At 39.9% G+C, this 25,110-nt stretch carries 21 protein-coding genes; 16 read left to right on the top strand and 5 right to left on the bottom strand.

All coding sequences use genetic code 11. The features are described 5' to 3' along the window. The first annotated feature begins 67 nt into the window (after positions 1-67). Positions 68-652, top strand: a complete 585-nt coding sequence (locus B9T34_RS12315; RefSeq protein WP_228147449.1) for a DedA family protein — start codon at positions 68-70, stop codon at positions 650-652. 225 nt (positions 653-877) lie between these two features. Then, a complete protein-coding gene (locus B9T34_RS12310) occupies positions 878-1,720 on the top strand; it encodes an SDR family NAD(P)-dependent oxidoreductase (RefSeq protein ID WP_086213448.1) in 843 nt (280 codons plus the stop codon). 59 nt (positions 1,721-1,779) lie between these two features. Here the strand turns inward: B9T34_RS12310 and coq7 are convergent, their stop codons facing one another. Together coq7 and B9T34_RS12300 are read right to left on the bottom strand one after the other, a co-directional pair. Then, positions 1,780-2,415: a 2-polyprenyl-3-methyl-6-methoxy-1,4-benzoquinone monooxygenase gene (gene coq7, locus B9T34_RS12305; RefSeq protein WP_086213417.1), complete on the bottom strand. Its 636-nt coding sequence runs from the start codon at positions 2,413-2,415 to the stop codon at positions 1,780-1,782. 4 nt (positions 2,416-2,419) lie between these two features. Further along, positions 2,420-3,739 carry an MFS transporter gene (locus tag B9T34_RS12300; protein ID WP_086213416.1) on the bottom strand — a complete coding sequence of 440 codons (1,320 nt, stop codon included), beginning with the start codon at positions 3,737-3,739 and terminating at the stop codon, positions 2,420-2,422. A 181-nt stretch (positions 3,740-3,920) separates the two neighbouring features. On the opposite strand from B9T34_RS12300, the gene B9T34_RS12295 reads away from it, so the two are divergent. Next, entirely contained in the window at positions 3,921-6,659 is a 2,739-nt protein-coding gene (locus B9T34_RS12295; protein WP_086213415.1) for an autotransporter assembly complex protein TamA, read from the top strand. 21 nt (positions 6,660-6,680) lie between these two features. Further along, on the top strand, positions 6,681-11,204 hold the full coding sequence (locus B9T34_RS12290) for a translocation/assembly module TamB domain-containing protein (RefSeq protein ID WP_086213414.1): 4,524 nt from the start codon (positions 6,681-6,683) through the stop codon (positions 11,202-11,204). Positions 11,205-11,543: 339 nt separating this feature from the next. Here the strand turns inward: B9T34_RS12290 and B9T34_RS12285 are convergent, their stop codons facing one another. Then, the gene (locus tag B9T34_RS12285) at positions 11,544-12,281 is read right to left on the bottom strand and encodes an outer membrane protein (protein ID WP_086213413.1); all 738 of its coding nucleotides are present in this window, start codon (positions 12,279-12,281) and stop codon (positions 11,544-11,546) included. A gap of 383 nt (positions 12,282-12,664) precedes the next feature. Between B9T34_RS12285 and B9T34_RS12280 the strand changes: the two genes are divergently transcribed. Then, a complete protein-coding gene (locus B9T34_RS12280) occupies positions 12,665-13,066 on the top strand; it encodes a hypothetical protein (RefSeq protein WP_228147448.1) in 402 nt (133 codons plus the stop codon). Between the two features lie 123 nt (positions 13,067-13,189). Here B9T34_RS12280 and xseB read toward each other — a convergent pair whose 3' ends face one another. Together xseB and xseA are read right to left on the bottom strand one after the other, a co-directional pair. Further along, complete coding sequence (gene xseB / locus B9T34_RS12275; RefSeq protein ID WP_086213411.1) at positions 13,190-13,390, bottom strand: exodeoxyribonuclease VII small subunit; 201 nt, start codon at positions 13,388-13,390, stop codon at positions 13,190-13,192. Further along, complete coding sequence (xseA, locus tag B9T34_RS12270; protein ID WP_086213410.1) at positions 13,387-14,667, bottom strand: exodeoxyribonuclease VII large subunit; 1,281 nt, start codon at positions 14,665-14,667, stop codon at positions 13,387-13,389. The genes xseB and xseA overlap by 4 nt, the downstream gene beginning before the upstream one ends. A gap of 645 nt (positions 14,668-15,312) precedes the next feature. Here xseA and B9T34_RS12265 point away from each other — a divergent pair. The 11 genes from B9T34_RS12265 to gltS all read left to right on the top strand — a co-directional run bounded on the left by B9T34_RS12265 (position 15,313) and on the right by gltS (position 24,932). After that, positions 15,313-15,672 carry a hypothetical protein gene (locus tag B9T34_RS12265; protein ID WP_086213409.1) on the top strand — a complete coding sequence of 120 codons (360 nt, stop codon included), beginning with the start codon at positions 15,313-15,315 and terminating at the stop codon, positions 15,670-15,672. A 69-nt stretch (positions 15,673-15,741) separates the two neighbouring features. After that, entirely contained in the window at positions 15,742-16,728 is a 987-nt protein-coding gene (locus B9T34_RS12260) for a hypothetical protein (protein ID WP_086213408.1), read from the top strand. A 9-nt stretch (positions 16,729-16,737) separates the two neighbouring features. After that, complete coding sequence (locus B9T34_RS12255) at positions 16,738-17,277, top strand: GTP-binding protein (RefSeq protein ID WP_086213407.1); 540 nt, start codon at positions 16,738-16,740, stop codon at positions 17,275-17,277. An 18-nt stretch (positions 17,278-17,295) separates the two neighbouring features. Further along, complete coding sequence (locus B9T34_RS12250) at positions 17,296-17,724, top strand: roadblock/LC7 domain-containing protein (RefSeq protein WP_086213406.1); 429 nt, start codon at positions 17,296-17,298, stop codon at positions 17,722-17,724. A gap of 92 nt (positions 17,725-17,816) precedes the next feature. After that, positions 17,817-18,176 (top strand): hypothetical protein, encoded by a 360-nt coding sequence (locus B9T34_RS12245; RefSeq protein ID WP_086213405.1) that lies wholly within the window; start codon positions 17,817-17,819, stop codon positions 18,174-18,176. Between the two features lie 145 nt (positions 18,177-18,321). After that, on the top strand, positions 18,322-18,591 hold the full coding sequence (locus B9T34_RS12240; RefSeq protein WP_086213404.1) for a hypothetical protein: 270 nt from the start codon (positions 18,322-18,324) through the stop codon (positions 18,589-18,591). Between the two features lie 292 nt (positions 18,592-18,883). Further along, entirely contained in the window at positions 18,884-21,523 is a 2,640-nt protein-coding gene (locus tag B9T34_RS12235; protein WP_086213403.1) for a bifunctional aconitate hydratase 2/2-methylisocitrate dehydratase, read from the top strand. A 58-nt stretch (positions 21,524-21,581) separates the two neighbouring features. Then, on the top strand, positions 21,582-22,754 hold the full coding sequence (locus B9T34_RS12230) for an ATP-dependent nuclease (protein WP_228147447.1): 1,173 nt from the start codon (positions 21,582-21,584) through the stop codon (positions 22,752-22,754). A 108-nt stretch (positions 22,755-22,862) separates the two neighbouring features. Beyond that, the gene (locus B9T34_RS19030) at positions 22,863-23,270 is read left to right on the top strand and encodes a hypothetical protein (RefSeq protein ID WP_228147446.1); all 408 of its coding nucleotides are present in this window, start codon (positions 22,863-22,865) and stop codon (positions 23,268-23,270) included. 54 nt (positions 23,271-23,324) lie between these two features. Further along, positions 23,325-23,543, top strand: a complete 219-nt coding sequence (locus tag B9T34_RS12225) for a hypothetical protein (protein WP_086213402.1) — start codon at positions 23,325-23,327, stop codon at positions 23,541-23,543. A gap of 165 nt (positions 23,544-23,708) precedes the next feature. Beyond that, positions 23,709-24,932, top strand: coding sequence for a sodium/glutamate symporter (gene gltS, locus B9T34_RS12220; RefSeq protein ID WP_086213401.1), 1,224 nt, complete (start codon positions 23,709-23,711; stop codon positions 24,930-24,932). Positions 24,933-25,110: the final 178 nt, after the last annotated feature.

The raw sequence follows: 25,110 nt of genomic DNA, 5'->3' as shown, positions 1-25,110 counted from the left end.
TTTTTTGTCAGTACTCAAAAATGTACAAATGATATGATCAGTGTTCAATAAAAACAGAATATTTCCTATGAACTGGAGTGATTTGATCCAGCATTTTGGCTACTTCGCTATATTTGCTGGCGCATTATTTGAAGGTGAAACGGTATTGATGCTGGGCGCATACGCAGTTCATCAGCATTTGATGAATTTCTGGGGTTTGATTGCAGCGGCTATGCTGGGTGGATTTATTGGCGATCAGTTTTATTATCAGCTTGGGCTGCGCTATGGGCAAAAGCTGTTGAATACCCGCGCTGAACTGGCTGAAAAATTTGAAAAGGCCAGTCAGTTTATTGAGCGTTATCCGATTCTGACCATTTTAGTTATGCGTTTTGCATGGGGTTTTAGAACTGTATTACCGATTGCAGTCGGCATTAAAGGCTATCCGCTGTGGAAATATGTGCTGATTAATTTACTTGCCTGTTTTATTTGGGCGTGGCTAATTGTGATGTTGGGTGTAAAAATAACCCATACCTTGCATATCTTTTGGCGGCAGACTTTGCCTTATCATGAAGAAATTTATACTATTATTGCTGTTATTGCCTGTATTGTACTTTGCAGACTATTTTATTTAATCTGGAAAAGAAGAAAGAAAACACATCAATCCAATCACTGAGCAGGCTGTTTGCAGCATACATTCAGATTTAGTTCGAGCGCTTTTTTTTAATGTGGCAACCTAAGATTTAATATGAATTTTATACATAGCGAACCATTATTAAATATCATTTTATTCATATTCTGTTCTTTTGTACTCTTATCAGCATAATTGAAAAGTTCATGTCAAAACTCGCCCAATGCACTTTCAGTGCGTTTTTCGGCAACAGATCAGAGAAAAAATGAAATGAAAAGTTTTAATGGAAAAGTTGCTGCAATTACGGGCGCAGGTTCTGGCATAGGCCGTCAATTGGCATTGCAGCTTGCACAGCAAGGCGCGCATTTGGCTTTAAGTGATATGAACGAACAAGGTTTGGCGGAAACACTGAATTTGCTGAAAGATTATCCTGTTCAAGTGAGCTTAACCAAATTGGATGTTGCTGACCGGGAAGCAGTCTATGCATGGGCAGAAAGCAGCTTTAATGAATTTGGTCAAGTGAATCTGATTTTTAATAATGCCGGCGTTGCCTTAGCCAGTACGGTTGAAGGCATGAGCTATGAAGAACTCGAATGGATTTTTAATATTAATTTTTGGGGTGTAGTGTATGGCACCAAAGCTTTTTTGCCGTATTTAAAGCAAAGCGGAGAAGGCCATATTATCAATACCTCCAGCCTTTTTGGTCTGACTGCACAGCCGACGCAAAGCGCATACAACGCCACAAAATTTGCAGTGCGCGGATTTACTGAAGCTTTGCGCCAAGAATTGGATATGGAACATTGCGGTGTTAGTGCAACCTCGGTACATCCGGGTGGTATTCGTACTAATATTGCCAATGCCGCACGTATGAGTGACAGTATCCGAGCTTTGGGTATGAATCCTGAACGAGCCAGCCGTTCATTTAATAAAGTCTTAAAAACACCGCCAGAAGAGGCAGCTAAAGTCATCTTGGACGGTGTAAAAGCCAATAAAGCCCGTCTACTCATTGGAAATGACGCCAAGATTTTGGATTTGGTGCAGCGGATTACTCCATCGCATTATGCGCAGGCGCTCAATCTATTTGCGAAGAAAAAATCTAAAAAGAAATCTTAGCAAACAAAACGCTGCATAAAAAAGCCCGCACATTGCGGGCTTTTTATATATGAATTTACTTAAATATAATAACTGGTTTTGGTCATGAGTTTAGAAATACCAGTCATCGCAATGCGCACTGGCAATGGCAAATCAACACCGCCTGCATTTAATGCTGTATCGCGGTGATGCAGCTCATCTTCATTCATTTGCACGAGAATTTTGCGTGAACGTTCGTCTTGTTCAGGCAGCTGGCTGATGTGGTGTTCCAAATGCATGCTGACCTGACGTTCTGTTTCCGCAACAAAACCGAGGCTGTATTTGTCGCCTGCAATACCCGCAATTGCGCCCATGCCAAATGACAAGCTGTACCATACTGGATTCAATAAACTAGGCACACTATCCAGCTCTTTTAAACGGTCTTCGCACCATGCTAAATGATCTTGCTCTTCAATCGCTGCTTGTTCCATTTCCTTGCGGACATTGGGCAGTTTTGCTGTTAAAGCCTGACCGTGATATAGCGCTTGTGCGCAAACTTCGCCGCTGTGGTTCACGCGCATTAAACCAGCTACATGGCGCGCTTCACTGACGGCCAATTGGGCTTCAGAGTGATTGCCTGGATTTTCACGCTGCGCGGAAGTGGAACCGGGTACTAGGCTTCTTAAGGCTTGGTCAAAAGAATGAATTAGCTTATCTAGGCCTGTATATTGACGCATGGAATTAATCCTCCAGTGAAACTTGCGCAGAGTTCAGCATTGGTTTTAAACGGCGCAGCAGCCAAAAGCTGAAAATCGCGCTTAAAATTGCAGTGATGCTGAACAAAATTTTAATATCAATCTTCAATAAACTTAAGATGATGATTGAGAATATAGCAGAAGATACCATGAAAACGGCATTCAAAATGTTGTTGGCAGCAACGACACGCGCACGGTGTGAGCGGGGAGAAAAAGCCTGCATCATAGCATACAGCGGGACAATATAAAAACCGCCGCTAATACCCAGCAAAGTCACAGCAAACATCACGTGGTAATAGCTCCAGCCGCCATGAAAGAATTCATAGAGTCCTAAGAGTTTTCCGCTTTGCTCTGGTACAAATGCGAGGCTTGCAGCCAAATAAAATGCAAAAACGGTAAGGCCAATGGCGCCAAATGGGACCATTTTAATGTTGACTTCAGTGCCGCCGATTCTGCGGCAAAGTAAGGAGCCGACGCCAATACCGACCGAGAAAAAAGTCAGCAGAAGGCTAACCACATTTTCTGAGGCATGCAGATTTTGCTGTGTTAATTGCGGAATTTGCGTTAAGTAAGTTGCACCGTAGAACCAGTACCATGAGTTGCCCAATAAAATGGTAAAAACCAGCGGCAAGCTTTTGGCATATTTTAAGGTTTGAAAACTGGTGCGGAAAAAGTTCCAGTCTATTTTTAAATCTGGCGCAGTGACTTGCTGTTTAATAATAAATTTACTGGAAAAATAGCCTAAAACGGCAATAGTCAAAACCGTAATGCTAATCCAAAGCAAATTGCCTTCCGAAGAGGAAATTACTGCACCGCCTAAGATCATACCGATCAGAATTGCCATAGATGTGCCTGATTGGAATAGCGCGTTGCCAGACATCAGTTCATTGGGTTTTAAGATTTCAGGCAAAATGGCATATTTGATTGGGCCAAAGAAGGTTGAATGTGTACCCATCATAAATAAGGCCAGCAGCAGCAGCCATAAGTTACCCAGCAAAAAGCCTGCGCTGCCAATCAGCATGATGATAATTTCAGAAATTTTTAGTATTCGTACAAGCTGTGAACGTTCATATTTGTCTGCCAGCTGTCCAGCCGTCGCAGAGAAAATAAAGTAAGGTAAAATAAACAGCAGCGCGGCTAAATTGTTTAGTGTGCTGATGCTTGCGGCTTGCTGCTGAATCCATCCATAGGTGATGACCAGAAGCAGCGCCTGCTTATAAACGTTGTCGTTCAATGCCCCAAAAAATTGGGTCAGAAACATAGGCAGAAAACGGCGTGTCGCGAGCAGATGTTCACTGTTCTTCATATGATGTGTACTGCGATTAAGTTTTATTAAGAAATGTGATTGTTTGGTAAAACTTCGAAAAAAATCATGTAAGATACTTTTTAGCCTAGGGAATGGTTAAAAACCAATAGATATAAGTTCTTTAGCTCATAATGCGTTGGTTAAATAGTCCATTACATAAAGAATTTCTTTAGAGTTTGCTATGCCTGCAAAAATAAATTTTAAAAAGACAATGCTTCACTTAAGTATGAGTCATCATACATATAGGCATCATAGCAATAAAAGCTTGTGGCTGAGCATCTTTTTAATGCTGCTCGCACAGCAAAATACTGCGCATGCAGATGATAAAAATACGCCTGTTGCAGACGCTACTCAAGCAGAGATGATTGAGCAGCTCAAGAGCGAAGCTGTCAAACAAAATCTAAATAGTACAGAACTCGAACAGAAAATCGAATCGGTTCAAAATATTGAAGCACAGCTTGATAGTGAGCAAATGCTTCAGCAGCAAATGCAGCCTGCCGCACCGATGGAAGCTTTTAAGCCGATTGAATTTGAAGATTTACAAGACCTGCCAGTTGAACCAATTGATCAGACGATGGCCAATGAAATTTTGAAGGTCGCCGAAGAGGCCAAGCGCGAAGCGCAAAACTACCGTGCTGAGCAAAATACTGAAAATACCGTTGCAGATATTACCCAGCAGGAATTGGCTCAGATTAATCAGGCGCCAGTCAACATTGATCAGCTGATGAGCAGTATTCGCGCAGATAGCGAGATTCAGGTTGCGCAGAATGATCAGTCCAGTGCGCTGAGTACAGCTTTTCCTGAAGAGCAAATAGATATAGACAAAGAACCGAACTTCTTTAAGCGTATGCTTTATAAGATTCGTCCGCCACGTGAAATAAACACTGCAAAAGTGCCGCGTATTACGGCAGATGTTACTTTTACCGAGACAGCCAATAACAGTGAGGCGAGCAATAAAGCATATGCTGCCGCACTGGAAAATTTAAAAGCTAATATTAAAGGCAAATTGTCCAGTTTTACGGTGGAATCATATAGTGATTTTCCATCGGCACTGCCGCAGCTTAGAACCTTGTCTAATCAGGCTGCTCAGGCTGTTGGGTTCTATAATGCTGAGTTTAAGTTTGAAAAAGCCAGTGACAATAAAGTCAGCGTAACCGTAACACCAAATCAGCCAGTGCTGATTAATGAACACAATGTAGAGTTCAGCGGTGCAGGCGCAGAGCAGGCACAGTTTCAAGTTATCCGTGTTTTGCCAGATCAGGATGTTGGCGATATTTTGAATCATGGCGCATATGAGGGAACTAAAACCCGTATTAATGACGCAGCAACGAATAACGGTTATTTTGATTCCTATTGGCGTTTGCATGATGTCAAAGTTGCTCAGCCGCAAAATACAGCAGATATAAATTTGCGTTTTGAAACAGGCGAGCGTTACAAACTTGGCAATGTAGAATTCCGCATGAGCGACCCAGCGGCAGAATTTCCGCTGGATCGGGATATTCTAGAAAGCTTGGTTACCTGGAAAGAAGGTGCGGATTATGCCTTTTGGCGTGTTAATGGTTTGGCTAATAACCTGACAAACTCACGCTATTTTAACTACACCTTAGTTGACGCTGTGCGCCCAGATCCGATAGAAAAGCCAATGGAGCTGCCGCCAGATATTCAGGCCTTGGTTGATCAAAATCAATTGGAAGAAAGTTCAGCGCAGGTGCAGGACAAAAAAGCGGTTGCATCAAATAAAGAAGTTTCGCAAAACCTTGTGAATGAAGATGAATTTGCTGGTGTGAAAGATGCAGATGAAAATCTGCGGACAATGCAAAAAACTCAGGATGCAAAAGAGCAGGAACAGGATCTACTTAAAGCGCAGGCGCGGGATAGCAAAGTTGTTCCTGTGATTGTGACTTTAAATGCCGACAAGCTGAACAGTGCAGAAATGGGTGCGGGTTATGGTACAGATACTGGCGCGCGTTTGCGTGGACAATACCGCCGCGCCATTGTGAATAAGCGTGGCCATACGTTTGATGCCAACTTGGAGCTGTCTCAGATCCGCCAGTCTCTGGAAGGCCGTTACAATATCCCATATCACCATCCACTGAATGATTTTATTAGTTTGGTTGGCGGTTATGAACGCGAAGAGCGGGATGATGTGGGGCAAAATGTTAACTTGATGATTGAATCTGCAGTTGCTGGTGCCGACCGTGTCATTAAAAATCCGCGTGGCAGCTGGCAGCATACTTTTGGCATGCGTTACCGCCTAGATCGGATTACGCAAGATGGCGCCATTGCTTCTGACGAAATTCCAGATGCATTCTTAGTGAACAGCAACAGTCAGCAGCAGTCATTATTGTTTGGCTATGAAGCATCTCGCACAGTAAGCGACAAACGCATTAACCCCAGCAAAGGTTTTAAGCAAACCTATAAAATTGAATTAGGTTCTGAAAGCTTATTGTCTGATGCAGATATGGCCATTGTTAATGCTGGCTGGCGCTTTATGTATTCACTGGGCGAAAATGACAATCATCAATTTGTTGGACGCAGTGATCTAGCTTATATTTTTACCAATGATTTTAATAATGTGCCTTATAACCTGCGGTTCTTTACGGGCGGCGACCAAAGTATCCGCGGCTTTGACTATAAGAGCCTAGCCGCCGAAGAAAACGGCTTTAAAGTTGGCGGTCAAGCGCTGGCAATTGGTTCATTAGAATATAACTATCAATTTAAAGAGGGTTGGCGCGCTGCAGTGTTCAGTGACTTTGGTAACGCCTACGATAAAGACTTTAATACCGATACCGCCTATGGCGCGGGTATCGGTATACGCTGGGCATCACCCATTGGCCCGATCCGTATAGATGTTGCCAGCGGTCTATCAGACGACAACCATCCGATACGCGTACATTTCTTTATTGGCTCACAATTATAATTTTAAGGTGATTTAAGCATTATGGCTGAACAAGAACAGCAGCAAAATCTGGAACCGGAAAATACGCAAACTGGATTGCCAAAACAGCGCCGTATTCTGCGCAGTGTATTATTTTCACTGCTGTTTATGGTGCTGTTGCTGGTTGCTGCATTAGCCGTCATGTTTTCTACAGACAAAGGCAGTAAATTCTTGCTGGACCGTGTTTTGGAGCGGCAGAAGATTATTCATTATGAATATGAAGGCGGGAATTTGCTGAAAGGCATTATTCTGCGCAATGTCTTGGTCAGCCTAAAACCTGTAGTTGTTAAAATTGACCGTGCAGATGTGACACTGGGCTGGCGCGCTATTTTAAATAAAGAGATTCATTTGAATAGCGCTGATGTGCGAAATCTGCAGATTATTACTAAAACACCGCCGAGCGATGAACCCTTTAAATTCAGTGAAATCCGCCTTCCATTTGTATTGCGTGTAGATACTGCGGATGTCGATCATCTGCTGATCAAAACACATTCTTCAAATGTGAATTTTAATGATATTAAGCTGAATGAAGCGCTGTGGTCTGGCACAGAGTTGAAGTTTAAAGACTCTCGTATGGATATGGGTTATCTGAGCGTGCGCAGCGCAACAGGTCAAATGAAATTTGAAGGAAAATATCCTTTAAGCGCAACAGCTGTAGTGAATCTCCCATCCTTAAATAACAGTCTGAATATTAAAGATATTGCTGTAGATGCCCGCGGAACACTGGATACGATTCAAGCAGGCGTCGCAACAAGTACACCTGATTTACTGACAGGATGGGCTGTGGTGCATCCAATGCGTCCACATGTGCCAATGCATGGGGTGTTAAAGTTTAAGAACTATCATTTGCCTTTATTGATAGATCAGAAGCTATTTATAGAAAAAGGATCGGCGAAGTTTAATGGTGATATTCAGCGTTTAGATTTAAATGTCATAACAGACCTGACCGGTGAAAATGTACCTAAGGGTCAATACAATGCTGTTATGCATACAGATCTTGTAAATCAGTTGAATATTGACAACCTTAATGGTCAATTAATGAAAGGCGCAGTCAATTTGGCCGGTGTAGTCAGCTGGAAAGATCATGTGATTTGGGATATGCAAGGCCGTTTAGAGAAGATTAATCCTAAAGATAAATTGATACCTCTGGTTGTACAGGATTTCTTGCCGCCAAGTTTAGATGCTAAGGTTGCATCTCAGGGACGTCTTGAAAATGGCATGCATTTAACGGCTTTGGTAGATTTTGACCGTTATGAAACATGGAATTTAAAACTCGACCAAAATCCTGAAAAGAATAAAAAAGCGCAGCCGATGCTGATGGATGTGTCATGGCTCAATATAGACCGTGCAGTGCCATATGTGGGCTGGCTCAGCAGCGCTTCAGGCAATGTTAAGCTGGTTTTGACTGAAGGTAAGCAAAATATTCAGGTGGCAACCAAAGTCGCACAGCATGAAAAAGGCATGCTGCCAGCAGGCGCGTATCAAGCGCAATTGAATTTAAAAGACAATAATTTAAATGTGCCGAGCTTTAATTACTTAGCCGCGCAAGGGCAGCTGAGCGGCAGCGCTGTATTGCAATTGCCTACGGACAAGCGTCAGCTGAAATGGAATGCATTGTTAAATGCGAAAAATTTTAATCCGCAAACTGTGGCTGCCGCAGCGCCTTTTAATCTGCTCAATGGTTCTGTGAAGGCCAGTGGTTTTGCAAAACCAAATCAGCAAATCATTCATTTGAGCGCCGTAGATTTAACAGGCCGTATGGCCCAGCAAAATGAAACAGTGCGCCTCACAGGAACGAGTACGGCAGCATTGCTGTTTCATGATGCTAAAGCGGGCGGCGGTTTTAAAAGCTTTGCTGTGAATTATGACGGCAATTTATCTGCAAGCCAATTCGAAGCCAGTAAAGGATTGTTGAAGGTTCGTGTTTCAGGTACGCCAGAACTCATCAATATTGCAGAGCTGCAACATGACGGTATTGCAGGTAAAGTTTTTGCCCGCGGCTTAGTCAATTTAAAAAATGGGGTCGGCTGGGATATAGATGCTTCACTCATTCGGTTTAAGCCGCAATATTTTGCTTCAAGCGTGCGCGGTGAATTGTCTGGTACTTTAAAAACCCAAGGCTTATGGTCAGATGCCTTAAAGCGCGTACAAATCCAGCGCTTGAATTTGGCAGGCATCATCAATAATAAACCTGTGCGCGGCAAGGGTAATTTGGCTTTGGTCATTAACTCCAGCCAAAAAGGCTTTATGCCGCAGCAATTTGAAGCCAATGATTTATTTTTAGCCTATGCGAGCAATCAAATACAAGCCACTGGCAATGCGCAGAATTTACGCCTGAAAATAAATGCGCCAGCATTGTATGAAATCTATGGCGGTTTGCGTGGCCGTGCCTATGGTTATCTCAATATGCAAGTGCAGCCGCGGTTGCAGGCCTCAGCCAATTTAGCTGTAGAGAATTTCGGTTTTAATAATTTATTCAGTGTGAAGCAAATCCGTGTGCAAGGTGAGCTGCCGACAGGAGAGACTACGCCTGTGCAAATGGTCGCGCGTTTAGAAAAACTGCGCAGCGGCTCACGTGAAATCCAGAAAGGTGAAATTTCATTAGCTGGAACGCGAAGCGCTCATGTATTGAAAATCAATGCAGAAAACAAACTGTCGAAATTTAAAGTACAGCTGGCGGGCGGTTTTAATGCGCAAAATAATTGGCTGGGGCAAATTCAGAAAGGCGACTTTGACTCATTGCGTACTCGTTTAGTGCAGCGGCAAAACGCTTCAATTATTTATACTTCAGCGCAGTCTGACTTATTTGTCGGTGCGCATTGCTGGATGAGCCAGCAAAGTGAACTGTGTTTTGATCAGCCTATTCGGGTGAATCCAAATAAGGGCAATGTGTCATTTGTCACCCGTAATTTAGATCTTGCAGATTTTGCTGCTTTCATGCCCGAAGGTTTAGCCATTACCGGCAAAGTGAACGGTTATGCCAAAGCATCGTGGGCGAAGGGCGCACGACCTAAAATTGATGCGCGCTTACTCACACGTGATGGCGTATTGGGCTTAGCCGCAGAAGATCCGCAATATTTAGGTTCGACCTTAAAGTATGATGAAGTTAGCCTGATTGCCAAAAGTGTAGCGGAAGGCCTGCAAATCCGTTTGGATACCAAGGCGCCAGATATTGGAACCGGCTATGCAAATGTGATTATTGATCCTTATAAAGACAATAAGCCAATGCGCGGTGAAGTGGCATTTAACCAAGTCCAGCTGAAAATCTTTAAGCCTTTTATTCAGGATGTCCGTTCGATGGGCGGTACATTGTCATATGCAGGCAAGATTAGCGGCACGCTGACCAATCCTTTAATGGAAGGTGATATCCGTATTAAAGATGGTTCAATCAGCATGATTTCATTACCAGTTAATCTGAGCAATATTCAACTGTATTCTGCTGTGCGGCAGGATCATGCGACTATTAACGGCGCATTTAACAGCGGTCAGGGCGTAGGTAAGCTGACAGGCAATGTTGACTGGAAAGATGAGCCGCGTATTCAGCTGCAATTAAATGGTCAAAATCTGCTGGTGCGTCAAGCACCGCTGATTACGGCAATTGTAACGCCTAATATAAATTTGGATGTTCTGCCGTTTAAGAAAAAATTGACCTTGTCTGGCACGGTAGATGTGCCGCGAGCCTTAATATCTATGCCGGAAGCATCAGCGCCTGTTGTAAATGTGTCTTCTGATGTGCGTATTGTGCATGAAGGTGACAATCAGCTCGAAATTCTAAAATCTGCACGCCCTTGGGATATTCGTGCCGATGTTTCCGTCAGTCTTGGCAAACAAGTGATTTTCCAAGGGTTTGATAGCCGTATTCCTTTAATTGGCCGTTTAAACTTATCACAGCGCGGTCTAGAAACTGCAATGCGTGCAAATGGCGCAATTGGTGTGCCGCAGCGTGTAAAAATTGAAGCTTATGGACAAAGTCTGGATTTGAATCGTGCGATTGCTCGTTTTAATGGGCCGCTGGCCAATCCAACATTGGATATTGATGCAAACAAAGCAGTTCAAGGCAGTACGGTGGGTGTGCGTGTAACAGGTACAGTTTCAAGCCCAAGCATTCAGGTGTATAACGATGCTGGACTATCTGAACAGGAAGCACTGAATGCCTTAATTACAGGCCGTATTAATGAGGGTACGAGTGGTTTAAGCCAATCTGAAGGCTTTAAGTCTGATGTGAACAATACCATTGCAGCGGCAGGTATTAGTATGGGCTTAGGCGGAACACGTGCATTGACCAACCAAATTGGCCGTACCTTTGGTTTGAGCGGTTTAGCGCTGGATGCCCAAGGAACAGGTGATGATACACAAGTATCAGTGACAGGCTACATTACACCTGACTTGTTTATCCGTTATGGTGTTGGAGTATTTACACCGGTCAATAAACTGACGTTACGTTATCAAATGAACCAGCGTTTATATTTGGAAGCAAGCCAGTCTTTAGAGCGCGCAATAGATTTATTCTATAATTGGCGCTTCTAATGGTCTAAAAATTTAAATTCTTGTAAATTTATATTTTATATAATTTTTTATGAGTATTTATCTGCATTTATTTTTAAGTGTAGACTGTTGAGTAATTTCAGGCTTCAAAAGCAAGTGTTGATTTTGAAGCCTGAAATTACTCAACAAGACTAATGTTGATGACAAGAAAATAAAAAGCTTCGAGTCTTCACTATGTGAGGCAACCTAATTTATTTATGGCTATTAAATTAAAAGGCTAAATTTTTGGAAGGGCGTTAGTCGTTTTTTGAAAAGATGAGTCGACATCTGCAATGACCGATATATGAGTTTAAACAAGCCCTCAGCTGAGGGCCTAACCAATTAAAAAGTATAGCGGATACCCAAAGAGTAATCTTGCGAATTTAACTTAAATGATGTTTCCTCTGAATCATATTCTTTAAAATCTTTACCAAATCTAAACTTTCCTAAATCTACATATCTATAGCTCAGATCTAAATCTACATTATTTGCTGCGTTGTAAGAAACACCAATGCTTGTTGACCAAGTGAAGTGATTATCACTTTTAGACAAATTGTAGTCAGGATAATCTAAATTCACATAATCATTTTTAACTCGTGTTAGGCCAATACCTGCACCAAGATAAGGTGTGAATTTAGATTTATTTGCTAAATCATAGTAACCATTTACCATTAATGATTGGCTTTTTAAATCATTGCTAAATTTCTTTGTGCCTTTTTTACTTAGATATTTGTCGGTGCTATAGGTGTTTGTCCAAATTTCATAGTTTGATGTTGGTTCAAACTTGGTACTGTGTTTATATGTGTATTCTAATTCAATCCTTGTATTTATATTGCTGATTTTACTGAAGTCAAAACCAACAGCAGTTGAGATGCTTGGATAGATTGATTTAGATTGGTCATGTTGATAGTAGTCTTCATAACTGTAATATGAACCATCGTCATAAAAATAATTAACTTGGTTATTCTTCATTTTTGTATTGCTAACCCCAGCTTTTACTGAAGCATAAACCCCATTATTTGCATGAGCTAATCCAGAAAAAGAAGTTGCAGCGAGAGCAATAAGTAATAAGCGTTTCATTGAGATTCTCAGATGATTTTGATTATTTTTAACTAGATGATTTTTTTTGTAATGAATCAATACCTAAAAATAAGTATTTCCCATTGGCTTTTTTTAGATTTTAGAAAAAAAATTGATAATATGGGTTATACAAAACGATTGAGAGATGCTTGGCGTGAATAGCCAAAAATGTAGACTGTTTATGGTAGTTAGTGTGAAGTATTGAAAAAATACAATACATTTAAAAGCAGTGACTCACACTTTTTTACAGCGTATATAATCCAATTGAAAGTAATGCTCTCAGAAATGTCGTTTCTAAAATCTTGTATTTAGCTGCAGATTTGAATATAAATAAGTCTCGAAAGAACCCCTATTTATATTTGAAACAATAAGAAATGCATAAAATGAAAAATAATTTAATCCTTAGTTTATCCATTATTTCTTGCAATGCTTTTGCCCATGATTATCCCGATGAACATGGTAAGTGCTGGATTCTTGATGGACGGAGTATGATTCAAAAGTGTTTAATCGTATCTGGCGGCGCTGCGGGCGGAACCTTTACTAAATTTGTGGTAAATAAAAAAGACTATTACATTGAAGAATCTAATTTCTGCGATGAAGAAGTGAACTGTCATATCTTACTTGGCAATAGCTATGAAAATTCAAAAGAAGCGAGAAGCTATTATCGCAATATTAAAAACAACAAGATTATTCCTAAATGGGAACATGGAGTATGGAATTGCTATCAGCAAATTCATGGGAAAATGCATATTTGCTACGCAACACCGATTTCTCCGCCTAAATAATAAAATTCAACTGTTGAAAGCCAAGCTCACTTTAGCGAAAAAGATCTAGGGATTGTATTGGTCTCTTGAAAATGAATAATGACGAAGAGCTAGCTTAAGCTATTCAATAGCAACACTTTAAAATCACTCTTTAAACGTCTCATTCAAAGCAGCCTGTACAGCATCTACCCGTGATTTACAGGCTTTATAGGCTTGCATAGATTCTTCAACAATTTTCATTAAATTATCAATATCAGGTTCTTGCTGCTGCTCAAGCAGCTCGGCATTTTTCTTCAAAATGTCATAGCCTTCTTTAAAGCTTAAGGGATCTTGCTTTTTAGTCATGAGCTGCTTCCTTTATGGGGCTGTATAGATTGGATGTCGGCATTAATCACGCCATCCTGCAGTTCTATTTGGATTTGAGGCAATGTGCTATTTAGTTGCTGGACGCTACTGACCGTATGGCCTTGCTGCCGCACAAGCGCATAGCCTTTGGTTAAAATATGGCGCGGGTTTTGCAGCAGCGTTTCACGGATTAAGGCTTCGACCTGATGTTGAGCCAGCTTTAAAATCTGATCAGCATAATTTCTTGCCTGATCTTTCATCTGCTGCAGCTGTTTGAGAATATCTGCAATTTCATTCTTAGACAGTGTTTGAATGATTTTAATCAATTGATCATTTTTGCTTTGATACGCGGCGATTTGATGCTGAGACAAAAGCTGAATATTCTGTTTAAAGGCCAGTACTTCTTGTACGCGCAAGACAATATGACTCCGAATGCCTGCAATGACTTTACTCGGAGTATCAAAAGAACGGTGCGCAATCTCATCTAAAATAGTGCGGTCTTTCTCGTGACCGATACCTACCCAGATTGGCACAGAACGTTTACTTAACAAAGCAGCCAAATCAAAATCATTTAAATACGCCAAATCATTGACTGAACCGCCGCCGCGGATAATGACAATTAAATCGGGCGGTGCTGTGAAATCTATTGCCCATTGCCGAAGGCCTTGGCCTAAAGCGGTCATAATGCTTTGCGCAGCGGTATTGCCTTGAAATGTTGCGTTTTGATAAATAAATTGGCACACGCCAGCCTGCTGCAGGGCGTCGGCATCTTTTTTAAAGTCTCCTAAACCTGCGGCTTGTTCTGGTGCAATCACCAGGACATGCTGAATATCAAATGGAGCGGCTAAAAGTTTATTTTTATTCAGTAAGCCAGCTTCATTCAGCTGCAAAACAATTTGCTGATAGCGTTTGGCAATATCACCAAGGGTGTAACTTGAATCAATTTCTTCAATATTGACAGAAAAACCATACTGAGGGTCAAAGCGCGCTCTGACTTTTATCAATACATTTAAATCACGGCTTAATTCAACGCCGCTTTCACGTTCGAACTTAGTCACGATTTTTTGTGCTGAAAATTTCCAAATGGTCGCTTTACAGCTTGCGATCACTTTATCGCTATCAGGTTCTTTTTCTGCCAGCTCAATATAATAATGCCCGCCTTTAATATTTAAATTGCGGATTTCAGCCTTGATCCATACAGCATCATCAAAAGCCAGTTTAATGACTTCCTGAACGGCAGAGAGGTATTCACTGAGTGAAAGCTGTAAATCGGACATTGGATGATGAAATACATTTCATGAAAATTTGAATCAAAGTATAGAGCGTTTATGTCAATTGCAAAACAGCGATTTTGTTCAGATTGCTATGCATTGATCTAGACGAAGCTAATGACATTGATACGATGCTGATCTAAATTTTAAGAGTACGCTAAAACAGCAGTAGAAGGCGTGTGAAGTGTTGCATTATGCAAAAAGTACAGATAAATAAAGGATAGTTTGCATTTTTTTCTCAGATTGATGTGATTTGTTTTTGAGCGGTTTGGTATTAAATGCTAATTGGAATTCCCGATTTTTTCAATCGAATTTGACGTTCTAGTCATTTTGATAAATGATACTGCACAATGACTGAAAATGATAAACAGATGTCTATTTAGATTTTATGTATAAATTAGAACTAAAATCTTAGAAATGCTTTTTTTTTAAGCATAATTTGCGATTATTTTTAACTTGGATTTACTGTTTGTAGATATCTTTTTAATAATATATTGGGGATTAAAACCATATTTTTTTTAAGGTATTTCGTTGTAATAAAAGATGATATTTGCCAATGCTCGATAAAAATTATAATGTTATTTTTCCCTCGATAATTCAATTTAATAAGAAATTATCAAAACATAATTTATAATCAGGGGGTAATATACAATGGCTAAGGTTTCTTTAGATTCATTATTGGAAATTGATGGTTTTATTGCAAGTGCGCTAGTTGATAGCGAAAGCGGTTTAGCGCTGGCTACACAAGGCAATAATTCAATCGATTTAGAATTGGCAGCGGCAGGCAACACTGAAGTTATCCGCTCTAAGCGCAAGGTTGCTCGTGCGCTAAATCTCAATGATTCTATTGAAGATATTTTAATTACACTGGGTAAGCAGTATCATTTGATCCGTCCATTGGATTCAAATAATGCATTATTTTTATACCTTGTATTAGATAGAAGTAAAGCAAACTTAGCGATGGCTCGTCATGAGCTCAAGCATTTTGAAAAAGAGCTGGATTTCTCTTAATAAAATAAAAACAAGGTTATTGCTATTGGCAATAACCTTGTTTTTTTTGAATATATAAAATGAATAATTATGAATAAATCAATTTATATTTCTATATTTGGTTTAAGTCTTTCAACAATTAATGATTTAAAAAACATCATATATTCTAAGTTTTTCAGTCAATATCAGATTCAATGGACACATATATCTGATGAGAGATTGCAGCTGCTGTTAATTAATGATGATTTTGCAGAAATTGATCATGTTGAGAAAATAAGTAAATCAAATATACAGATTTTAAAATTAAAGAAAAATGAAAGTATTTCGGGGGAATTAATTGATGAAACGCTTTATCTGCCGATAAAGTCGCCAGAAACGTTATACCGCTGGATAGAGCAAGCCTTGGATAAAATGATCGTACCTGTTATTGCACAGGCGCCTTTAAATCTAGAGTTGGAAGAGGTTAAGCGGGTTCCTAAAAAGCTTTCACATCAAAGTCTGGCAAACGCCTTTCATAATGTGCATGAAGAATATGCTGGAATCAGCCATTTTGTGATTGAAAATAATCAGAACATCGTGGCTTGTTTTGATTTAAAAAATAAAGAGTTTCACCTAAACCCTGAGTTTAATTTAATCGCAGAAGGCAATTTCGCTATTGTGCCTGCAGACATTAATACGGTTGTGAAGTTTAAAAAGTATTTTCAATGCAGAGAACTGAGCAATGGTATCTGGCAGTTTATTTGGGACCATGCGCCATATGATGTGCCTAACTATAGCAGTGCCTATAAATTGCAGCATTGGCCACAGCCTGCATCATTAAAGCGGCGCAGTGAGCTGTTGAAAATATCTGCTTATTTAAGCAAAGGCTGTACAGCAGAGTATATTCATAAAAAAACCAACATCAGTGCAAATACGATTCACCGATATCTGTATGCATGCGATGTCGCTCAAATTGTGGAAGAAATCTCAGCAATAGATTCGCTGGATGCAGTATCTGTATCTATGCCTGCAGCAAGTCAAGAAGTAAGCAAAGTGCGCGGATTTTTCGGTAGTTTGCGCAGAAAGCTAGGTTTATAGTGGAAGTTTATGATTTTACAGCAGTATAAAGTTGTGTTTGCCGGGACCATGGGTGCTGGCAAAAGCGAAGCGATTAAATCATTATCCAGTGTGGATGTGGTCTCTACCGAGGCAGTGAATACTGACACGGCATCCCACACTAAAATGTTCACCACCGTAGGCATCGATTACGGTGAGTTGATTTTAGATGATGGAACAAAGGTTGGCTTATACGGCACACCGGGCCAAGAACGTTTTGATTTTATCTGGACTGCCATATGCAAAGGCGCTTTGGGCACGATTATTTTAATTGATAATAGTGTGCATAATCCGATTGATCAGCTCAATTTCTATTTAGAGTATTTCAAAACGGTCAGTGACAATATCATTATTGGCATTACCCATTTAGATGTGAAATCGCCAAACACCGCTTCAATGTACCGTGAGTGGGAACAAGTCCATAAAGATGTGAATTATCCACTTTTCTTTATTGATGCCCGTGAAAAAAATGATGTGCTTTTACTAATTGAAGCATTGATTGCCAACGCAGAAGTTCAATTTTCAATTTAATTATTTAAGGTAAAAGTCATGTTAGCCCATCAATTGAATCGCCAGGCTCCAGCGTCGCTTGTAGAATACGCGCATACTCATCTTGATGCTTTGCTTAGAGAGGTTACAGAGGTTGAATTTACCATGCTGTGTTCTACAGACGGATTTGAACTCAGTTCGGCTTCTAAAAAGCATATCGAAAACTCAGGCAAGCTGGCAGCGGTAAGCAGTTCTATTTTGGCAATGGTTCAGGCTTTTATGGGGGAGATTAATTTGGATGGCTGCCAAAGCCTGACTTTGGATGCCAATAATGGAAAAGTGGTATTAACGGCTATTCCAGATGATAAATACCCAATGGTTCTGGTTGTGCTGACATCAAAGCATGTGCTTTTAGGTCAGCTTCTGTATTCCATCAAAAAAATTACTGAAGAAATCTCTAAAAAAACGGAGCGGATGAATCACTGCTAATGTTGTTTTGCGGTGCAGATGCATTGTGTATAAGCGAATTAAATGACAAATGCATGCTGATCTTTTATAGTGCTGCCATGTAGGAGATTTTCATGAAAAAGTTACTCGCTTTATCAGTTCTAATTGCACTTGCTGGCTGTGCAGAGAAAAAGCCGCTCACAGCAGAAGAGCAATGGCAAGGTTACTGCCGCAGTGTCGGAAATGCCGCACGCACCATTATGCTGGATCGTCAAAATGCGATTCCGAAAGCTCAAGCGGTTGAACATGCTGGCAAAATTGAAGATGAAACCACTAAAAATTTCATCATCAGCATTATTGATGAAGTGTATGCGCTGCCAGAAGCATCGATTAAAGATGATGTGGAAGCCTCACGTGAAAAAATACGCAGTGAATTTACCGCAAAATGCATCGCAACGCCGCATGATAAAATGCCAGATTACAAACCGTTCTAAGGAACGGTTTTTTTATCTCTATACATAAATAGCCTAAGCATGCAGCAAAACAACTTGTGACAAATCTCTAAATCTAAAATATGGAAAAGCTTATCTTTTTAATGAATAATGATTGTATATAAAATGACAAGAAGAGGAGAAGCCAATGGATGTGGTCGGCTATATGCATCATGCAGATTTACTCTTAGAAGATGAACAAAGCCTTGTGATTATTGGCGGCGGAAATTATGTCTTGAGCATCGGGGATAAGGTTTACCTAAAACGTCAGATGGATGGTGAGCAGCTTCGTTATGTGATTGAGATTTCATTTGCCAGCAATGGGCATCAAGGATTATTTGAAGACCAGTGCCAAATGAAATTCAGCGGCAATAGAGCAGAATTAAGCCAATATTTACATGCAACAACGGTCCACTAAGGTGGAATATATTTTTTGATACAAAGAAGGCAACATGATGTTGCCTTTTTTTCGGTGAAAATTGAGTTAAAAGTTAATTTTTGCACAAAATAACAGCTGTAACCGTCAGATTTGATTGTTGATTAATCGTTATTCTGTCATTTAGTTACTAAATAATGGGCATCACGAAGAAACAGTTTACTTGCATTAACTTTTAACTGGAATTTTAGTAAAATTAAGCAGTCCATATTGCTTGTGAAGCTTAATAAAGCAGGAATTCACAGGTGATTTTTTAAAAAAGAGGAATAACACCGTGCTAGAAGCTTACCGCCAACACGTTGCAGAACGTGCCGCACTCGGAGTCCCACCGAAGCCACTTGACGATGCTCAAACTGCTGCATTAGTTGAATTATTAAAAAATCCACCAGCTGGCGAAGAAGCATTCTTAGTTGATTTGCTTGAAAACCGTGTTCCAGCGGGTGTTGACCAAGCTGCTTACGTTAAGGCTGCTTTCTTAGCGGCTTTGGCTAAAGGTGAAGCAACTTCTCCACTAGTTACTAAAGAACGTGCGGTTTACTTGCTAGGTACTATGCTTGGCGGTTATAACGTTGCTCCTTTAGTTGCACTTCTTGACGACGCTGCTCTTTCTGAATTAGCTGCTGAAGCGCTGAAGAAAACTCTTCTTGTATTTGATGCGTTCCACGACGTTGCTGATAAAGCAAAAGCGGGCAATGCAAATGCACAAGCTGTTATGCAGTCTTGGGCTGACGCTGAATGGTTCACTTCACGCGCTGACGTTCCTGAAGAAATCAAACTTACAGTGTTCAAAGTAACTGGCGAAACAAACACAGATGACTTGTCACCTGCACAAGACGCTTGGAGCCGTCCAGATATCCCATTGCATGCAAATGCAATGCTTAAAAACGAACGTGATGGCATCAACCCTGAAAAACCAGGTGAAGTTGGTCCATTAAAGCAAATCGAAGCTTTAGTTGCGAAAGGCAACCAAGTTGCTTACGTTGGTGACGTAGTAGGTACAGGTTCTTCTCGTAAATCTGCAACTAACTCTGTTCTTTGGTTCTTCGGTGACGACATCGCTCACATCCCGAACAAAAAAGACGGCGGTTACTGCTTAGGTTCTAAAATCGCTCCGATTTTCTTCAACACTATGGAAGATGCGGGCGCTTTACCTATCGAGATCGATGTTGCCAACATGAACATGGGCGACGAAATCGTTCTTAAAATTGATCATGCTGCTGCAAAAGTTTCTGCGTCTAAAGACGGTGCAGTAATTGCTGAAGCTGAACTTAAAACTCCAGTTCTTCTTGATGAAGTACGTGCTGGCGGCCGTATCAATTTGATCGTTGGTCGTGGTTTGACTACTAAAGCGCGTGAAGCTTTGGGTCTTCCAGTTTCTACATTGTTCCGTACTCCAGTTCAGCCTGCTGCTACTGGTAAAGGCTTCACTCAAGCACAAAAAATGGTTGGTCGCGCTTGTGGTCTTCCAGAAGGTCAAGGCGTACTTCCAGGTACTTACTGTGAACCTAAGATGACTACTGTTGGTTCGCAAGATACAACTGGTCCAATGACTCGTGACGAATTGAAAGACTTGGCTTGCCTAGGCTTCTCTGCTGACCTTGTTATGCAATCTTTCTGTCACACAGCTGCGTATCCAAAACCAGTTGACGTTCAAATGCAGCACACGCTTCCTGATTTCATCATGAACCGTGGCGGTGTATCTTTACGTCCAGGCGACGGTATTATCCATTCTTGGTTAAACCGTATGTTGATGCCGGATACTGTTGGTACAGGCGGTGACTCACATACTCGTTTCCCAATCGGTATTTCTTTCCCAGCGGGTTCTGGTCTAGTAGCGTTTGCTGCAGCAACTGGTGTTATGCCACTTGATATGCCTGAATCTGTACTTGTTAAGTTCAAAGGTAAAATGCAGCCTGGTATCACTCTACGTGACCTAGTACATGCAATTCCTTACGTTGCGATTCAGCAAGGTGACTTAACTGTAGAGAAAAAAGGTAAGAAAAACATCTTCTCTGGTCGTATCCTTGAGATCGATCTTACAGAAATGGAAACTGACCTTACTGTTGAGCAAGCATTCGAACTTTCTGATGCTTCTGCTGAACGTTCTGCAGCAGGCTGTTCTATCACGCTTTCTGAAGAGAAAGTTGCTGAATACCTGAAATCAAACATCACTATGCTTAAGTGGATGATTTCTGAAGGTTATGGCGATGCGCGTACTATGGCTCGCCGTGTTGAGAACATGGAAAAATGGTTGGCTAACCCATCACTTCTTAAAGCTGATGCAGACGCTGAATACACTAAAGTGTATGAAATCGACCTAGCTACAATTACTGAACCAGTTCTTTGCTGCCCGAATGACCCAGATGACGCTAAATTGCTTTCTGACGTTCAAGGCGTGAAAATTGACGAAGTATTTGTTGGTTCATGTATGACTAACATCGGTCACTTCCGTGCAACTGGTAAGTTGCTTGAGAAAGTTCCTGGTGGCGTATTGAATACTCGTTTGTGGATTGCTCCACCTACGCGTATGGACGAACGTCAATTGATGGAAGAAGGTTTCTACAATACTTATGGTAAAGCTGGCGCTCGTACTGAAATGCCAGGCTGTTCATTATGTATGGGTAACCAAGCGCGTGTAGCTCCGAACACTACTTGTGTATCGACTTCTACTCGTAACTTCCCGAACCGTTTAGGCCAAGGCGCTAACGTTTACTTAGCTTCTGCTGAACTTGCATCTGTTGCTGCTGTATTGGGTAAATTACCTTCTCCAGAAGAATATCAACAATATGCAGCTCAAATTGACAGCATGTCTGCAGACATCTATCAATACTTAAGCTTCGACAAAATGAGCGACTATACTGACGCTGCGAAAGATATTGATACGAAGAAAATTGCTGCTGCTCAGTTGACTTAATATATTGTAAAGTATATTAAGTTGAGTTATAAAAGCCCCACTTAGGTGGGGCTTTTTTATGAAGTTAGTAAAATTTGATATACAAAACTTTAGAAATATTACAAATGATAATGAGATTAATTTCAAAAATTATTCAGTACTTGTTGGCCGTAATAATGAAGGTAAAACTACTGTTTTAATTGCACTAAGGTTGGCTATGGATACTTTGAAATTACACAGTCTACAGAAACCTAAGCGAACGATTCTTTTTAGATCAAGGAATGGATATGATTGGGAAAGAGATTTTCCTATTTCATTACAAAAAAGATCTAGAGGAAATAAGAATACAATATTTAAACTATATTTTAAATTAACTGAAGATGAGCAGATTGAATTTAGAAAAGAGACAGGTAGTCGCAATAATGGTGACTTATGTATCCAAATTACTTTTGATCCAGATAAAAAATTTGAATTTTTGATACCTAAAAAAGGAAGTACTGCATTATCAAATAAATCGAATCAAATCGCAGAATATATTGCTAGAAAAATTCAGTTCACCTATATCCCTGCTGTAAGAACTGAACAAGAAGCAATTAATGTTATTAATGAAATGATCGAAGAGGAATTGGCTGAATTAGAAAATGATCCAACTTATCAAGATGCTATGCAAGTTATACTAAATCTTCAGCAACCTGTCTTAGATAATGTTGCACATTCTATCCAAAGATCTTTACATAAATTTCTGCCTAATATTAATAATGTCGAATTAAGTATTTTAGAGAGTAATCGGAGGATTAATTTAAGAAAAGACTATTTGATTGAAATTGATGATGGTGACTTAACTGATATTAAATTTAAAGGTGATGGGGTTAAAAGCTTAACTGCAATTGGCTTATTAAAAGATAGGAACAAAATTATAAATGGTGCTTCTATTATTGCTATTGAAGAACCTGAATCTCATTTACATCCTTCAGCAATGCATGAATTAAAACAAGCTATCCAAAAGTTATCTGAAGATAGTCAAGTAGTTGTTTCTACACATAATCCTATTTTTGTTGATAGAGAAACTTTAGCAAACAATTTATTAGTCTCAAACAATAAAGTAAAAGCTGTTAGGAAGATAAGCGAGATAAGAACATGCTTGGGAATTAGGACTTCAGATAACTTAATACATTCTAATAAAGTGATATTGGTTGAAGGGGAAAGTGATAAAAAAATAATCACAAAAGTTATTCAAGAGAGAAGCCCTTAGCTTGCCAGAAAAATTAAAGATGGAGATTTAAGTATTTTTTCGTTAAATAGTGCATCTAAATTATCTTATCATATTAAGTGGTTTCAAGATCAATTATGCTCATGTTTTGTGATCTTAGATAAAGATCAATCTGGAAAAGAAAGTATAAATAAGCATTTGGAGTCAAAAGAGTTGGATCAAAAATCTTATGCTCTAATTACGGCTAAAGGATTGACCGAATCTGAAATTGAAAACTTAATAAATATAGATTTTTATTTAGATATTATTTTAGAAAAATTTGGTATTAATCTTTTATCTACAGATTTTAAAAAGAAAAAAACTAAATGGAGTGATGCTTTAACAGAAGTTTTAACAAACGCAGGAAAAAGTATTGTTTTGAAAGATTTGGAAGATTTAAAAAAACATATCGCAGAGAAAGCGGAGAAAGTTAATATTTATGAGCAACTTTATTTGCATAATCAATCTTTTATGGATGGATTAATTTTACAGCTGGAGAGTTATTTTATTAGAGAATAAATCTAACAAAATGTTTAAAATAGTTGTAAATTTTATTATCGAATTTATTTTCCCATGCCCAAACAATCCCGCTTCCTCTGCATAGGCGGTTTCCTAAACGGAACCCAAGTCAAAGACCAAGGCGACAACTTTGTCTGTGTCGAAAAAGGTAAGAATGTCACTTATTCCAAAAAGGAAATTTTCCATCCGGACTCATGGGATCATGATTACTACGTCTGCGAAACGACAACGGATAAGCAAGCCTATAACTGGGTGTATGACATCAAAAACTAAGTTGTGCATGTTATTAAAAAAGAGTCATTGTTTAAATCACAATGGCTCTTTTTTGCAATCAATGAACAGCGAATAAAAATACAAAATCGAACGTTACACTTTTATAGCTGAAAAAAACCTCCTTTTTTGATAAAAAATGAACAAAATAAAGGGGATATACATTTAATGAATTATGAGCTAGATGCATTTTTGACGATTGTCATTGCAGTCCTTGTTTTATTTATTGGCTACTTTGTCGTAAACAAAATTTCGATTTTAAAAAAATACAATATTCCAGAACCTGTTGCTGGCGGTTTGGTTGCAGCGCTAATCACTTATATTTTATTTAAACAATTCAATATTACGGTAAATTTTGACGCTAATATTCAGCAAATTTTTATGCTGATGTTCTTTACATCTGTTGGGTTGAGCGCAAGCTTGACCAAGCTTCGCGAGGGCGGAAAATCCTTACTTTTATTTCTAGCCTGTGTAGTTGTATTTGTCCTTCTCCAAAATACTGTGGGCATTAGTCTGGCCAAAGTTTTGGGCCTAGATCCATTGATTGGTCTCATAACAGGATCGGTGACTTTAACAGGAGGGCACGGTACAGCAGGCGCTTGGGGCACAGTCTTTGAACAGGATCATGGTATTCAAGGCGCTGTTGTTTTGGGCATGGCGAGTGCAACCTTTGGTTTGGTTATTGGCGGTATGATGGGCGGTCCAATGGCTAAATTCTTAATCCGCCGCTTTAGCCTTGCAGAAGAAATCGTCCGGGATGGTACTCAGGCTGAAATTCCGCCTGAAGATAAAACAGCACCTTTTGAATATCCGCAGGAAACCCGCCTGATCACCGCAGATGATGCAGTCAAAACACTCGGGATGTTCGCGCTTTGTATCAGCTTTGCTTATTTTATGGCGTCTATTGCAAAAGGACAGTGGTTTGAGCTTCCAACTTTTGTTTGGGCATTGATGTGCGGTGTAATCCTGCGCAACGTGTTGGAGCATGGTTTTAAAATTAAAATGTTCGATCGCTGTATAGATGTATTTGGTAATGGTTCACTGGCTTTGTTTTTATCTATGGCGCTCATGTCGCTGCAGCTATGGCTGCTGGCAGATTTGGCAGGGCCATTAGTAATTATTTTAATCGTACAAACAATAATTTTAGCCCTATATCTATACTTTGTAACTTTCCGCATCATGGGGAAAAATTATGATGCAGCGGTGCTGTGTGCAGGACAGTGCGGTGTTAACCTTGGCGCAACGCCAACAGCCATTGCTAATATTCAAGCGGTAACCAATACCTATGGTCCATCGCACAAGGCCTTCCTGATCATTCCGCTGACAGGCGCGTTTTTTGTGGATATTGTAAATGCCTTTGTCATCCAGTTTTCAATTGGCATACTGGGTTAATGTTAATGTTAATGTTAATGTTAATGTTAATGTTAATGTTAATGTTAATGTTAATGAATAGGTGAATCAGCAGAAGCGCCTAAGGGCGCTTTTTTATGCTTAAAACGTTTTGCAATCCAAAGATGTAAAAACGGCGGTATTTACTATTTTCAGTCAATCGTGAAAATGACTATAATGC

It is taken from the genome of Acinetobacter sp. ANC 3813, assembly GCF_002135435.1.
Lineage (GTDB): Bacteria > Pseudomonadota > Gammaproteobacteria > Pseudomonadales > Moraxellaceae > Acinetobacter.
Note: the sequence above shows the minus strand (reverse complement) of the source record. Positions and strands in the feature narration are given on the sequence as shown.

Coding starts and splice junctions, on each gene's coding strand:
- B9T34_RS12225 (WP_086213402.1), top strand. CDS start 23,325: ATGCCCAAACAATCCCGCTTCCTCTGCATAGGCGGTTTCCTAAACGGA.
- coq7 (WP_086213417.1), bottom strand. CDS start 2,415: ATGCGTCAATATACAGGCCTAGATAAGCTAATTCATTCTTTTGACCAA.
- B9T34_RS12245 (WP_086213405.1), top strand. CDS start 17,817: ATGAAAAAGTTACTCGCTTTATCAGTTCTAATTGCACTTGCTGGCTGT.
- xseB (WP_086213411.1), bottom strand. CDS start 13,390: ATGACTAAAAAGCAAGATCCCTTAAGCTTTAAAGAAGGCTATGACATT.
- B9T34_RS12285 (WP_086213413.1), bottom strand. CDS start 12,281: ATGAAACGCTTATTACTTATTGCTCTCGCTGCAACTTCTTTTTCTGGA.
- B9T34_RS12230 (WP_228147447.1), top strand. CDS start 21,582: ATGAAGTTAGTAAAATTTGATATACAAAACTTTAGAAATATTACAAAT.
- B9T34_RS12315 (WP_228147449.1), top strand. CDS start 68: ATGAACTGGAGTGATTTGATCCAGCATTTTGGCTACTTCGCTATATTT.
- B9T34_RS12280 (WP_228147448.1), top strand. CDS start 12,665: ATGAAAAATAATTTAATCCTTAGTTTATCCATTATTTCTTGCAATGCT.
- B9T34_RS12265 (WP_086213409.1), top strand. CDS start 15,313: ATGGCTAAGGTTTCTTTAGATTCATTATTGGAAATTGATGGTTTTATT.
- B9T34_RS12300 (WP_086213416.1), bottom strand. CDS start 3,739: ATGAAGAACAGTGAACATCTGCTCGCGACACGCCGTTTTCTGCCTATG.
- B9T34_RS12290 (WP_086213414.1), top strand. CDS start 6,681: ATGGCTGAACAAGAACAGCAGCAAAATCTGGAACCGGAAAATACGCAA.
- xseA (WP_086213410.1), bottom strand. CDS start 14,667: ATGTCCGATTTACAGCTTTCACTCAGTGAATACCTCTCTGCCGTTCAG.
- B9T34_RS12250 (WP_086213406.1), top strand. CDS start 17,296: ATGTTAGCCCATCAATTGAATCGCCAGGCTCCAGCGTCGCTTGTAGAA.
- B9T34_RS12310 (WP_086213448.1), top strand. CDS start 878: ATGAAAAGTTTTAATGGAAAAGTTGCTGCAATTACGGGCGCAGGTTCT.
- B9T34_RS12260 (WP_086213408.1), top strand. CDS start 15,742: ATGAATAAATCAATTTATATTTCTATATTTGGTTTAAGTCTTTCAACA.
- B9T34_RS12295 (WP_086213415.1), top strand. CDS start 3,921: ATGCCTGCAAAAATAAATTTTAAAAAGACAATGCTTCACTTAAGTATG.
- B9T34_RS12255 (WP_086213407.1), top strand. CDS start 16,738: ATGATTTTACAGCAGTATAAAGTTGTGTTTGCCGGGACCATGGGTGCT.
- gltS (WP_086213401.1), top strand. CDS start 23,709: ATGAATTATGAGCTAGATGCATTTTTGACGATTGTCATTGCAGTCCTT.
- B9T34_RS12240 (WP_086213404.1), top strand. CDS start 18,322: ATGGATGTGGTCGGCTATATGCATCATGCAGATTTACTCTTAGAAGAT.